The organism is Micromonospora sp. NPDC049662 (assembly GCF_040675055.1).
Lineage (GTDB): Bacteria > Actinomycetota > Actinomycetes > Mycobacteriales > Micromonosporaceae > Micromonospora.
Genome location: NZ_JBFAOC010000046.1, coordinates 1 through 13188, shown reverse-complemented (window position 1 = coordinate 13188; position 13188 = coordinate 1). Strand labels below are relative to the sequence as shown.

The following is a 13188-nucleotide window of genomic DNA, read 5'->3' as shown; positions in this document are numbered from 1 at the left end:
GGTTTGCCCGCCCCCGCTCAGGGCACTGAAGAGGACGACCGCGCAGACGCAGGGAAGGAGCTGGCGATGACCAAGGGCGATGTCGACACGTACCAGGAGAACGGCCAGTGGAAGAACCGCCCGGAGGGCAACGACCGGGCCAGCAGCACGCATGACACCAAGGCCGACGCGCAGGAACAGGGCCGCGAGATGGCCGCCGACCGGGGCGTCGAGCACGTGATCAAGAAGCAGGACGGCACGATCGGGGAGAAGAACACCTACCCGCGCAGCCGCGACCCCCGCGACATCGCGGGCTGATCACCCCACCGCCTGCGGACCGGCCCCCTCGGTGTGACCGAGTGGGGCCGGTCCGCTTCCGGATGGGCTTCGCCGGCTTCCGCGTACCCAGAGTATTGGGGGCTTTTGGGGTATAGAGTCCCTTTTGGGATTGGAGTGACCAGCGGAGGATGGACGTGGCGTTTCCAGGACTGTGTCGTCCGATGGGCACCCTGGCTCTCGTGGCCGCCGTGACCGCGGGGGCGCTGACGCTCACACCGCTACCGGCGTCGGCCGTCGGGTCCGTCCTGTTCGACCAGCCCTTTCACAACAACACCGCGAACGGCATCGGCCCGGTGACGGTGCCGGGCGTGCCCACCGCCGGTGGGACCAATGCCGCCTGCCTCAGCGCGGCCGGCAACACGACCACCGGCCCGCTACTGAGCTGCACCACCTCCACCGACCCGCAGGGCGCGGGCAAGCTGCGCCTCACCCCCGCCACGATCAACCGCCAGGGCGGGGTGTTCGGCGCGGTCAGCGTTCCCACCTCGCAGGGTCTGCACCTCACCTTCAACACCTACCAGTACGGCGGCTCCAACCCGGGCGCGGACGGCCTCGCCTTCGCGCTGGCCGCTGTCGACCCCGCCAACCCGAGGTCCCCGGCGACCCTCGGTCAGACGGGCGGTTCGCTGGGCTACTCGGCGGCGTTCAACGGCGTGTCGGCGGGTCTGTCCAACGGCTACCTGGGCATCGGGCTGGACGTCTTCGGCAACTTCAGCAGCAGCACCTACCAGGGCACCGGCTGCACGAACCCGCCGTACATCAACACCACCGGGGGGCGCGTACCCGGGCAGGTCGTCGTCCGTGGTCCGGGCCGCAACGGCGTCGGCTACTGCGCGATCAACAGCAGCGCCGGCAGCACCTCGGCCCCCGCCCTGGCGTTGCGGGCCAGCACCCGGGCCGCGTCCGTGGTGCCGGTCGAGGTCGTCATCAACACCACCGGCTCGCCGTACATGACCGACAGCGGGATCACCACTCCCGCCGGTCAGTACCGGATCCGCTTCACCCCGGTCGGCGGTTCCGCGCAGACCCTTCAGGGCGCGCTGCCGGTCGTTTCGCCGACCCTGTACCCGTCGCCGACCTGGCTGAACGCCGACGGCTACCCCCGGCAACTCGCCTTCGGCTGGGTAGGCTCGACCGGATCGGTCACCGACTTCCACGAGGTCGACGAGGCTCGGGCGGTCAGCTTCAACCAGGTGCCGGACCTCAACGTCGCGCAGACCAGCGCGGTCGGCCCCACCCCGCAACCCGGTGACCCGGTCACCTACTCGATCATCGCGGGGGTCGACGCCGGCGCCACGGAGACGTCGCCCATCTCGGTCACCCAGACCGTGCCGACCGGCGTCACGCCGCGCGGCGCGGTCGGCACCGGCTGGGTCTGCGGCCCACCCTCAGGACAGACCATCACCTGCACCAACAGCAACGGCCCGTTCCCCGGCGGCACCTTCCTGCCGCCCATCACCGTCGTCGCCACCGTGACCGGAACCGGGGTGACACCGGCACTGATCCAGACCGCCACGGTGGCGACCTCGTCGTCGGTCGACGCGAACCCGGGCTACTCCGGCATCGCCACCGGCGTCGCGCCAGCCACCGCACCGAGCGGTGTGACCGTCACCCCCGCGCAGAGCTCGATCGCCGGGGGCATCGCCGTCACCGTCGGCGGCAGCAACCTCACCGGTGCGACCGCGATCACCATCGGTACGCCCGCCGAACAGCAGGCCGGCACGTCGGTGCTGCTGCTGCCCTGCACCTCCGGCCCGGCGGCCGGCTGCTTCACCGTCAACCCCGACGGCACCCTCGGCATCTCCTCGATGCCCGCCCGCTCCAGCGCGGCGACGGTCACGGTCAGCGTCGTCACCCGAGGCGCCGCCGGGTCGGCGAACTACGTCTACGCCTCGGCGCCCGCCACGCCGGCCACGCCGACCGCCGTCGCGGGTGTCACCAGCGCCACCGTGAGCTGGACCGCGCCGGCGAGCAACGGCAGCCCGATCACGGCGTACCTCGTCACCCCGATCCGGGACGGCGTCACGCAACCGACCCTCTCCTTCGACGCCTCCACCACAAGCCGCACACTGACCGGGCTGACCGCCGGCTCCTCGTACGCCTTCCGGGTCGCCGCGGTGAACGCGTACGGCACCAGCGCGGCCAGCCCGGTGTCGGCGGCGGTGGTGCCGTACACCCTGCCGGGCGCACCGGCGATCACCTCGGTCACCGGGGGGACGACCGCCGCCAGGCTGAGCTGGACGACCCCGGCCAACGGCAGTTCGCCCATCACCGGTTACACGGTGACGCCCTACCTCAACGGAGTGGCGCAGGCCCCCCAGACCTTCAGCGGGACCGCCACGATCCAGGTCGTCACCGGACTGACCGGCGGCGCCACCTACACCTTCCGGGTGGCCGCGATCAACGCGGCCGGTACCGGCCCCCAGTCGGCCCCCTCCGCGCCGGTGGCGGTCAACCCGCCGCCGACCCTGAACTTCGCGCCGCCGCCGGGCAAGGCGTACGTGCCGTACCAGTACCAGCTCACGGTGACCGGCGGCACGAGTCCCTTCGTCTGGTCGGTCAGCTCCGGAAGCCTGCCCCCCGGCCTGAGCCTCGACCCGGCCACCGGCCTGCTCGCCGGCACACCGACGGCGTCCGGCACGTTCCCGTTCACCGTGCGGGTGACCGACTCGTTCAACCAGTCCGACACGAGGGCTGCGCAACTGGTCATCAGTCCGCTCGGCGGGCTCTCCATCAGCGTCCCGACGATCTCCCCACTCGGCACCGTCACCTCGGATGCGACAGGTGTCTCGGGTCAACTCGGCCCGGTCACCGTCACCGACGACCGTGGCCCCTTCTCCGGACGGTGGGTCAGCGTCGTCTCGACCACGAACTTCACCACCGGTTCCGGCACGTCGGACGAGACCATTCCGAACAGCAACATCACGTACGCCTCCGGGCCAGCCCTCGCCACCACCGGTGACGGGACGTTCCTCCCGCAGCCCGGCGCCGTACTGGACACGCCGCGCACGGCCGCCGGCTGGTCCGGCCAGACCGGCGGCGCGAACTCCGCCACCTGGAATCCGACGCTTGTGGTGCGGCTTTCGAACGGGCTGGTGGTCGGAGACTATGTGGCGGTCGTGACGCACTCGGTCATCTAGGTGTTCTGTCCAGAGAGGTTGGGGACGCGGCGGTCGACGGCGCCGACGAGACGTTCTCACGACACCATGCCGGGTCGGGTGACCGACCTGTCCGACGCGTTCGCCGAGAAGCGCTGGGACACGCGCGGGTCGGCACGACGCGCCACACGTGCCTCCGGGTGACGCCTCGTCAGATAGCGGCGTGAGATCGTCGGCCGTGACCTGCCGCGTGCCGGCCGGTGGCCTGCCGCGTGCCGGCCGGTGACCTGCCGCGTGCCGGCCGGTGGCCGGTCTGAGGCTGCTCCGAGAGGACGTCGCCCGGCCGTTCCAGTACGGGAACGGCCGGGCGACGTCGAGCGTTGGCGGTCAGGCCAGCCGGGTCCGTTGCCGGCGGACGAGGTGCCAGCCACCGAGGCTGACCAGGACCAGCGCGGCGAGCCCGCCGACGGCGTAGACCAGCCAGCCTGGCCCGGTGGCCGTCGTGACCGCCATCGGCGCGGCGACGGGCAGGACGATCGTGCCCGTCGCGGTGCGCTCGACGGTGCCGCTGGCGAATGTCGCGTGCACCTCCCAGGTGCCCGCGGGCAACGACTGGTTGACCTCGACGCGGACCTGGCCGCTCTGGCCGGGCAGGATCGTCACGCCGTTCGTCACCTTGAACGGTCCGGCCTGCACCGCCGCCTTGCGCAGCGACAGCGTGCCGGTCATGTCCAGGGCGCGCTGGCCGGTGTTCGTGATTTTGGCGGACACCACGGGAAACTCGCCGGTTCCGGGCTCCGCGGTCAGTCCGTCGATGCGGAAGTCCGTCGGTGGCTCACCGCCGGGGCCGACGTCCAGGTAGACCCGGATGCCGACCCGGTGGATCTGCGTGACGTTGCCGCCGCGCTCCTTCGAGCTGGTGACCTGTGCCCAGATCGCGGCGTACCGCTCACCCTTGGACGCCTTGCTCGGGACGGCGATCTCGACCTCGACCGGTCGCCGCTCGCCCGGGTCCAACTCCAGCCTGGCGGTCTTGAGCCGGATCCATCCGCTGAGCTCGTTGCCCGTACGCCCCTCGGGCACGGCGAAGGCGTTCTTCTCCACCGACGCCGCCCCGGAGTAAAAGTCGATCTTCTGCGTCTCGTCCGAGGTGTTCTGCACCTCGACCCGACGGTGGATCGTCGTGCCCGGCTTCAGGTGGTCCACGATGTAGACCTGCGCGCGGGGGTCCTGCACCCGACTCGCGGGAATGTCCAGCATGCGGATGCTGATCGCGGCATCGTCGGCGGGTTCCTGTCGCTGCTCCCGCGCGGCAACGGCTGGTGCCGCCGACACCCCGAGCGCCACGAGGGCGACCGAGGCCAGCAACACCAGCCGGCCGAGCGGTTCAGAACACCGAATGTGTCACCGTCCCGGTGTAGACACCCTGGACGGTGCCGACCGGAATGTCCACCACCAGCGTCGGGTTCCAGGTGGCGAAGTTGTTGCCCGTACCGCCGGTGTGGCTCATCGCGGTGCGGGGCACGTTGATGATCACCTGCTGGGCCGAGGTGGGCTGCCCCGGAGTGAAGGTGCCCCCACCGGCGGTCGCCGTGGCGGGACCGGACCAGTACAGGACGTTGATGTTCGGGATCGTCTCCCCGGAGCTGCCGCCGCCGGTGGTGAAGTCGGTGGAGATGACGTTGGCGGTCCAGTTCGGGGTGAGCGAGCCGCGCTGGTCGAGCACGGTGACCGGGCCGAGCAGGCCGGTGACGGACGAGCCCTCGACGCCGTGCCCGATGTTCGCCGTCGCCGGTACGGTGATCGAGAGACCACCGGCGGCATCGACGGTCAGGGTCACGATGGTGTCGCCCGTCGTGTCGGCGGCTGCCGGCCCGGCGAGAGCGAGGGCGGCGGCGAGGCCGGCCACGCCCGCGAGAAGTTTCCTGCGCATCAAATCTCCTATCTGAATCGCCCAACGGATGTGATTCAGAGATTAACCACGCAGAGTCTCCCAAAACGGTCAAACGACACCACCGTCATCCGGCTGGGTCGCCGCCAGGCCCGTGCGGCGGTCAGGCCGGCACCACGTACGGGAACGCGTCGGCGCGGGCGGCCTTCGTGACGTCGGGGGTGAGTCCGGAGGTGGTGCCGGTGTTCAGGACCAGGGAGAACATCACCTCGGGCGCGTTGTCGGCCATGGTGCGACCGTTGCGGACCGCGAAGCCGTAGTTCGCGGCCGTGCCCACCGTGTACGACAGCACGTCGGGGTAGAGCGCGCGGGCGACGCTCCAGCCGTACGCCTGGGGGTCCGGCGCGGTGCCGTTCGCCGCGACGACCCCGGCGACCGCCTTGGCGATCTCCTCTCCGTCCTCGGGCAGGTCCTGCTTGGGGTGCCGGAAGTTCGCCGGATCCGAGAAGTCGGTGTCGTGCGGCCAGAACACGGGCCACATCATGGGGTGGCCGGCGCGGTTGATCTGCCGCCATCCGCCCGCGTCGGTGGCGAGCAGGGTCCGGCACCAGACGCCGATCTCGGTGCCCTCGCGCAGCAGCGGCTCGTCGTGGGAGACCTCCAGGACGATCGACTCGACCGTGGTGCCGGCGAAGCTGTTCGTCGCCTGATCGGCCCGCCACGTCGAGCGGTCCACCTTCGCCCCGTTCTTGACCGCGCCGTTGATGGTGGCGAGTTCGCCGAGATCGATGTAGAACGGGTCGGTGATCCGGCCCGCCCAGACCCGGACACGCTGCCCGGTCGTCACCTCGCCGGTCCGGCCCTCGGCGATCGGAGTGCCCATGGCGGCGTCGTCCCGGGCGTCGGCGCCGGTGAGTTCGTACAGTTGGAGGGTCTGCGTGGCGTTGCCGTCCGGCTCGCCGAACGCGAACCGGTAGGTCAGCTCCTCGGTGTCCGCCCCGTTGAAGTGAATCTTGAACTCGTAGCGGGCCTCGGCGTGGAAGCCACGCTTGATGTCGGCCCTGGTCACCGAGCTGTTGACGTCCATGACGAACACCGTGGCGTGGTCGCCGTCGAAGACGTAGAGGTCGTCGATGTAGAGCTGACCTCCCTGGGCCGCGAGGGGGGTGTCGAGGTGGTGCGACATGGGCTCACTCCCGTGATGGCTATATACGGACTAAACCGAACATAGCGGTCGCTGGGTGGTCGCCCGACCGAATCGGGTTCGGGGCACTGTCGCGCACGCGAACGGGCCGTCCGAGGCTGCGCTCGGACGGCCCGTTCGCTCATGCCGGTCTGCTCAGAAGCGGGACCACTTCTGGTTGGACGCGCCGAGGCAGTCCCACAGGTGCAGCTTGCCGCCGTTGTTGGGGTTGGCCTCCCGTACGTCGACGCACTTGTTGGCGCTGAGATTGACCAGGTCGCCCGCGCTGTTGAGCGTGAAGCGCTGAGCCGGGTTGCCGTTGCAGCTGACCAGGTTGACCTCGGTGCCGTTGGCCGTGCCGGCCCAGGCCGGGTCCATGCACTTGCCCATCGCCCGGACGGTCCCGTCGGAGGCGAAGGTCCACGCCTGCGCCGCGGTTGTGTTGCAGTCCCAGATCTGCAGCTTGGCGCCCTCGACGGGGTTGGCGCTCGGGATGTCGATGCAGCGCCCGCTCTGCGCTCCCCGGAGCCGCGTGGTGCCGGACGGCGGGTTGCCGCCGTCGGAGGTGTAGCTCGACACCCGGACGTAGTCGACGAGCATCTGCTGCGGGAACTGGGTGGAGCCGTCCGGGTAGCCGGGCCAGTTTCCCCCGACCGCCACGTTCAGGATCATGAAGAACGGGTGGTCGAACACCCACCGGTTGCCGCCGAGGCGGGCCGGGTCGACCCGGTGGTACTGCACCCCGTCCAGGTACCAGGTGATCGCGCCCGGCTCCCAGTCCACCCGGTAGTCGTGGAAACCGTCGGCGAGCGGGCCGCCGATCGTGCGGCTGCCGGTGATGCCGCCACTGCCCGAGTAGCCGGGGCCGTGCACGGTGCCGTAGACGGTGTTGGGCTCCCGGCCGATGTTCTCCATGACGTCGATCTCGCCGGCGTCGGGCCACCCGCCGCCGGTGCCGAGCATCCAGAACGCCGGCCAGATGCCCTGGCCGCGCGGGATCTTGATGCGGGCTTCGAAGCGGCCGTACGTCTGGGTGAAGGTCGCCGCCGTCAGCAGCCGGGCCGAGGTGTACTCACAACGGCCGTAGTGGCACTGGTAGTTGGCGGGGTTCTCCCGGCGGGCGGTGATGACGAGGTTGCCCTGACCGTCGTGTACGGCGTTGCTGGTGCTGTTGGTGTAGTACTGCCGCTCGTTGTTGCCCCAGCCCCCGCCGCCGATGTCGAAGCGCCACTTGTTCGCGTCGACGGGCGTACCGGCCGGGGCGTTGAACTCGTCCTGCCAGGTGAGTCCGCCGATGGCGGCCTCGGCGCGGTCGGACTGGCCCGGGAGGGTGAGGGTGGCGAGGGTGGTGACGAGGGCGACCGCCGCGAGGACGAGGGGGCGGCTGCGGGAGGTGGGGCGGGCTGTGAACACGGGAGGCTCCTCAGCGAGGTGAAGGGGAGGCGGCGCGTCGGAGACGGCGCGGCAGAGAATCTTGGAGAGCGCTCTCCAAGCGAAGCATGTCGATATGGTGACCTTTCTGTCAAGAGTGTTTCCAATGCCGCGACGGTCCGTTACCGCCCGATCGCACCCCTCGATAGCGGTCGAATCGACACTTCCTATTGCCGTGGAGCGTCCACGCGGGACAGGATGACGAGGTCCGCAGGAAACCTCCCCGTAACCTGCGTGCTGCTGGTCTCTGTCACAAGGAAGTGGGAGTCAGTCATGAGCGACGCGTCGACGGCGCTGGGTGTGCGCCTCTACCCGGATCTGGTCGAGCGGGGTGGCCTGGCCCCCGCGCTCATCGAGACCGCCGACCGCCACCGGCTCGACATCGGCCGGGTGACCGCACCCGAGCAGGGGCGGGCCCGGTTCACCTGCGCCGAGCTGCACTCCGACCAGGGCGTGGTCTGTGTCGGGCTGGGCTCGCAGGCCCGGTACTTCATGATCGACGTCCGCTCCGCGGGCGAGGTGCTGGCCCGCGGCGACTGCATGGACCTGGTCCAGGTCGCCCAGGTTGCCTCGGCCTGGCGGGAGGGGGCGACCCTCGCCGAGCTGACCGCCCGGTTCGCGTTCATGGAGGAGATCACGCACCGCCCGGCGCCGGTGGCCCAGGTCGGCTAGCCCCGGAGGGCACGTCAGCACCGGAGCCGGGGCGGCAACGGCGGCCCGACCTCACCGTCCCGGTCCAGGTAGGACGACTCCACGAAGGCGACGAAGCGTTCGGCGTCGGCCGCGGTGGACGCCAGCCCGAACGACACCCGGACCGCGCCGCCGGTCGGTAGCGCCAGCGCGTCCAGGTACTCGTCGATCGTACCGATCTGGGCGAGCAGGCGTCGCCGCAGCGTCTGCCGGGTGATCCCGAACGCCCCCTCGCCCGCACCCGGATTGCAGAAGCATCCGGTCCGCAGGGAGAAGCCCGCCGCGGCGGCCTCCCGGGCGACAAGTCGCTCGTCGACCGGCGTGCCGTCCGGCCGCAGCACGTTGAACGTCACGGTCGCGCCCCGGCCCTCGCCGGTGGCCGGCCCGTACACCCGCACCAGCGGTTGGCCGGTGCGGTGCCGCAGCGCGGTCAGACGGTCCAGCAACCAGGCGGTGAGCAGGCCGACCCGGCTGTGCACGAGATCCACGCCGATCGAGTCGAGCCACCGCAGCCCGAACTCCACGTCCGGAATGCTCAGGAAGTTGAGCGTGCCGTCCTCGAACGCCGACTCGTCGTCCATCGAGCGGTGCCAGTCACCCTGCACGCTGACCGCCCTGATGGTGCCCCCGGCGAACCACGGACGGCGCAGCCGGGCCAGCGCGTCACGACGCGCCAGCAGCGCGCCGACGCCGGTCGGATAACCGAACAGCTTGTACCAGCTCAGGCAGACGAAGTCGGGTCGGACGGCGCGCAGGTCCAACCGGTTCGTGGCGGTGAACGCGGCGGCGTCCAGCAGCACGTCGTAGCCGTGCCGGTGGGCCAGCTCGACCCAGCCAAGGGGATGCTGCACGCCGGAGAAGTTGCTCTGCGCCGGGTACCCGAACAGCCCCCGACGGCCGGACCGAACCCCGCTGCCGGCGTCGAGCACCGAGACCAGGTCTGCCTCGGCGACCCGCAGCTCCGGGCCGCTCAACGGCACGTACCGCACCGCCGCGCCGGCCGCCCGGGCGTACTCGCGGATGCCGTTGACCGAGTTGTGGTTGTCCCAGGTCAGCGCGAAGGGTGCGGTCGGTCCGAAGGGGTACGCCTCGCCGACCAGACGGCAGGCGCCGCTGGCGTTGGGGGTGAAGACCACCGCGTACTCGGCGGGGTCGGCGGAGAAGAAGTCGAGCACCGCCCGCCGGGCCGACTCCACCAGCGAGCCGGCCGCCGCGCTGGTCGGGCTCTCCGAGTGCGGGTTGCCGTACGGCCCCGTTAGCAGCCGGTCGTGGTGCGCCCGCACCTGGGCCCGTGCGGTCACCCCGGCCCCGGCGTAGTCGAGGTAGACCTGGCCGTGCCGGTCGAGGTGCGGGTACTCGGTGGCGCGTAACTCGTCGATCCGCGCGGTGTCGGCGTACCCGGGCAGGTCTGTCGGCGAGAGGGCAGGGGCGCGCTCAGGCCGCACGGCGGGCCTCCCGCCGTACCAGCACCGCCCAGGTCGCCGCGAGCGAGAGCAGCACAAACCCGCCGAGTACCAGCCAGTCGACCCAGACCGCTCGCGCGAAGGTGTCGCCGTACGTCTGCGACAGCGGCGGGCCGAGCGGTGAGCCGCCGTCGCGCCACAGCCGTTCCACCCCGGCGGTGTGCCCCAACCCCTCGAACGCCCAGCGGTTCGACATCGCGTAGCTGAGCCACCGGCCGCCGTCCGCCATGGCCGGCACCGGCAGGATCGCCCCGACGAACAGCACCTGCGGGAAGCACAGCATCGGCAGCATGAGGGTCGCCTGGGCCGCGTCCGAGACGGCCGCGGAGCAGAGCAGGCCGAGCGCGAGCGCGGCCGCCGAGGAGAGCAGCAGGGTCGCGTACAGGGCCGCGAAGTCGCCGCCGCCGACCGGCGGCAGTCGGTCCATGCCGCGCAGCACCCCGAGCAGGGCCAGGTCCACCAGGGCGAGCAGCGGCAGCAACACCGCGACCTTCGCCATCAGGTACGGCAGCAGCCGGACACCCGCCAGGCGCTCCCGGCGCAGGATCGGCAGCTCCGTGCAGATCTGGAGCAGACCGTAGGTCAGGCCGAAGAAGAAGCCGCCGAACGCGATCCAAAAGAGGATCATCACGGTGACGGTCGGGCTCGGGCTCGCCGGGTCGAACGCGCCGGGGCGGAACAGCAGCGCGAACATCCCCAGCACCATCAGTGGTGAGCCGAGCAGGATCGCCAGCGTCAGTCGGTTGCGGGCGACGATCTCCGCGTTGCGCGCCGCGAGGACCCACCACTGGCGCAGCCGGCCGACCGGCCGTCCCGGACCCCTGCCGCCTGGGTCGCCCGTGGTGGCGGTCGGTCCAACGGCGCGCGACGCGGCGAAGCGCTCGGGCCAGACGGTCTGGTCGGACTCCTCATCGAGCAGCAGGTGGACCTCCGCGAGGGACCGCAGGCCGAAGAACTCCCGGGCGGCGTCGGGCGTGCCGGCGTACGCCAACCGCCCCTCGCGGGTCAGCACGACCACCCGGTCGCAACGGTCCACGTCAGTGACCTGGTGGGTGGTGAGCACGACGGTCGCACCGGCGTCGGCGAGCGTCCGCAGCGCCCGCAGGAGGTCCACGGCGATCGCCGGATCCAACCCGGAGGTGGGCTCGTCGAGGAAGAACACGCCGGGTCGGGTCAGCAGCTCGACGGCGATGCTGGCGCGCTTGCGTTCACCGCCGCTGAGGCGACCCACCGGCACGTCGGCCCGCTCGGTGAGCCGCAGCTCGGCGAGCACCTCGGCCACCCGGCGCGACACCTCGGCGGGGCCGGTCCCCGGTGGCAGGCGCAGCTGGGCCGCGTACCGCAGGGTGCGGGCCAGCGGTAGCTCGCGGTGGATGATGTCGTCCTGCGGGACGAAGCCGACCGAGCCCGGGACACCGTCATCGTCGTACCCCACGGTGCCGGCCGCCGGTCGGCGGACCCCGGCCAGCGTCTCCAGCAGGGTGGTCTTGCCCGCGCCGCTGACCCCGATGATCGCGACCAGCTCGCCCGGCGCGACGGTCAGCGAGATGTCGTCGAGGACGCGACGTCCACCTCGGACGGTCGCCCCCAGGTCACGGGCCACGATGCCGACGCCGGTGCGCGGTGGGGACGTGGTCTGTTCGGTCGTCATGTCGAAGGTGCCCGATCCGGTCGGCGAGGTGGTGCCCCTGACATCGTGCTTCGCCGATGCTACGTCGCGCGGCGGACCGTCCTGCCCGTCGATCGCCCCGGCATGAATCGGCCAACCGGGGGAAGACCGACGCTCCACCATCTGAGGGGGAGCCGGTATGAGAGCCGTCGTCTACGTAGACGTTCGGGACGTCGCGGTACGGGAGGTGCCCGACGCGAGGATCGAGGCGTCGACGGACGCGCTCGTGCGGATCACGTCCACCGCCCTGTGCGGCACGGACCTGCACATGTACGACGGGCGCACCGGCGCCGAACCGGGGTTGGTGTTCGGCCACGAGCCGCTGGGTGTGGTGCAGGAGGTCGGCTCGGCGGTGCAGACCGTGCGACCCGGCACCCGGGTGGTGATCCCCACGCACCTGTTCTGCGGCACCTGCGTGATGTGCTCGCGCGGGCTCTCGGCGGCCTGCCTGCGGGCACGGGCCGAGGGGCCGGGCGCCGCCTACGGCTACGCCGGGATGGGTCCGTACCGGGGCGCCCAGGCCGACCTGCTGCGGGTGCCGTGGGCCGACGCGAACTGCGTGCCCGTGCCGGGAGAGCCGGGCGACGCGTACGAGGACGACTTCGTGCTGCTCGCCGACGCGTTCGTGACCGGGTGGCACGCCGCGGCGACCCTCGCCGAGGTGCAGGCCGGCGACACCGTGGCCGTGTTCGGCGCCGGCACCATCGGTCTGCTCGGCGCGTACTCGGCGCTGCTGCGGGGCGCCCGGGTCGTCTACTGCGTCGACGGGGTGGACGCCCGGCTCGACAAGGCCGGTGAGCTCGGCGCGGTTCCGGTCGACTTCCGCCTCGGTGACCCGGTGGAGCAGATCCGCGCCGACCGCGCGCGGGCCGGTCTGCCGCTGGGCGAGGAGAAGTTGGGCGGGATCGACCGGGTCATCGACGCGGTCGGTTTCCAGGCGCGCGACCGGGAGCACCCCGACCAGGAGCGCCCGGACCAGGTGATCGCCGACGCCGCCCGGCTGGTCAATCCCGCGGGTTCGATCGCCGTGGCGGGCGTCTACCCCGAGAAGGACCTACACCCGCGGCCGGGCGCGAGCGCCCGCGAGGATCTCGTCGCGCCCTGGGGGACGCTGTTCACCAAGGGCGTCGCCGTGCGGTTCGGACGCACGCACGATCGTCGCTACACGGTGCTGCTGCGGGACATGGTCGTCGCCGGCCGGGCCCGGCCCGGTGTGATCGTTACCCACCACGGCGTTCTCGACGACGCGCCGGGGCTGTACCGCAGCTTCGACCGCCGCGAGGACGCGGTGATCAAGGCGGTGCTGCACCCCAGCTGACCGGTCGACCTCCACCGCCCGCCCCCGCCCCGCCCCCGCCCCCGCCCCCGCCCCGCCCCCGCCCCCGCCCCCGCCCCGCCCCCGCCCCGCCCCCGCCCCGCCCCGCCCGCCCCGCCTCGCCCCGCCG

The 13188-nt window shown here is 71.8% G+C and carries 10 protein-coding genes; 4 read left to right on the top strand and 6 right to left on the bottom strand.

Annotation, left to right across the window (positions count from 1 at the left end):
- Window positions 1–66: 66 nt before the first annotated feature.
- Together AB0J36_RS26260 and AB0J36_RS26255 are read left to right on the top strand one after the other, a co-directional pair.
- Window positions 67–297 carry a DUF2188 domain-containing protein gene (locus AB0J36_RS26260; RefSeq protein ID WP_355050424.1) on the top strand — a complete coding sequence of 77 codons (231 nt, stop codon included), beginning with the start codon at window positions 67–69 and terminating at the stop codon, window positions 295–297.
- 200 nt (window positions 298–497) lie between these two features.
- A complete protein-coding gene (locus tag AB0J36_RS26255) occupies window positions 498–3458 on the top strand; it encodes a fibronectin type III domain-containing protein (RefSeq protein ID WP_363661215.1) in 2961 nt (986 codons plus the stop codon).
- Window positions 3459–3803: 345 nt separating this feature from the next.
- On the opposite strand, the gene AB0J36_RS26250 is transcribed toward AB0J36_RS26255, so the two are convergent.
- From AB0J36_RS26250 to AB0J36_RS26235, 4 genes are all read right to left on the bottom strand, one after another.
- Complete coding sequence (locus AB0J36_RS26250; RefSeq protein ID WP_357120347.1) at window positions 3804–4787, bottom strand: hypothetical protein; 984 nt, start codon at window positions 4785–4787, stop codon at window positions 3804–3806.
- 16 nt (window positions 4788–4803) lie between these two features.
- The gene (locus tag AB0J36_RS26245) at window positions 4804–5349 is read right to left on the bottom strand and encodes a hypothetical protein (protein WP_357120344.1); all 546 of its coding nucleotides are present in this window, start codon (window positions 5347–5349) and stop codon (window positions 4804–4806) included.
- A gap of 121 nt (window positions 5350–5470) precedes the next feature.
- Window positions 5471–6493, bottom strand: coding sequence for a DUF4331 family protein (locus tag AB0J36_RS26240; protein WP_357120341.1), 1023 nt, complete (start codon window positions 6491–6493; stop codon window positions 5471–5473).
- A gap of 153 nt (window positions 6494–6646) precedes the next feature.
- Window positions 6647–7903: a family 16 glycosylhydrolase gene (locus AB0J36_RS26235; RefSeq protein ID WP_363661214.1), complete on the bottom strand. Its 1257-nt coding sequence runs from the start codon at window positions 7901–7903 to the stop codon at window positions 6647–6649.
- Window positions 7904–8194: 291 nt separating this feature from the next.
- On the opposite strand from AB0J36_RS26235, the gene AB0J36_RS26230 reads away from it, so the two are divergent.
- The gene (locus AB0J36_RS26230) at window positions 8195–8593 is read left to right on the top strand and encodes a hypothetical protein (RefSeq protein ID WP_355050417.1); all 399 of its coding nucleotides are present in this window, start codon (window positions 8195–8197) and stop codon (window positions 8591–8593) included.
- Between the two features lie 14 nt (window positions 8594–8607).
- On the opposite strand, the gene AB0J36_RS26225 is transcribed toward AB0J36_RS26230, so the two are convergent.
- A complete protein-coding gene (locus AB0J36_RS26225; RefSeq protein ID WP_363661213.1) occupies window positions 8608–10056 on the bottom strand; it encodes an aminotransferase class V-fold PLP-dependent enzyme in 1449 nt (482 codons plus the stop codon).
- Window positions 10046–11725 (bottom strand): ATP-binding cassette domain-containing protein, encoded by a 1680-nt coding sequence (locus tag AB0J36_RS26220; RefSeq protein WP_363661212.1) that lies wholly within the window; start codon window positions 11723–11725, stop codon window positions 10046–10048. Before AB0J36_RS26220 ends, AB0J36_RS26225 begins: the two co-directional genes overlap by 11 nt.
- Window positions 11726–11882: 157 nt before the next feature.
- Here AB0J36_RS26220 and AB0J36_RS26215 point away from each other — a divergent pair, with 157 nt between their 5' ends.
- Complete coding sequence (locus AB0J36_RS26215) at window positions 11883–13061, top strand: glutathione-independent formaldehyde dehydrogenase (RefSeq protein WP_357120326.1); 1179 nt, start codon at window positions 11883–11885, stop codon at window positions 13059–13061.
- Window positions 13062–13188 lie beyond the last annotated feature (127 nt).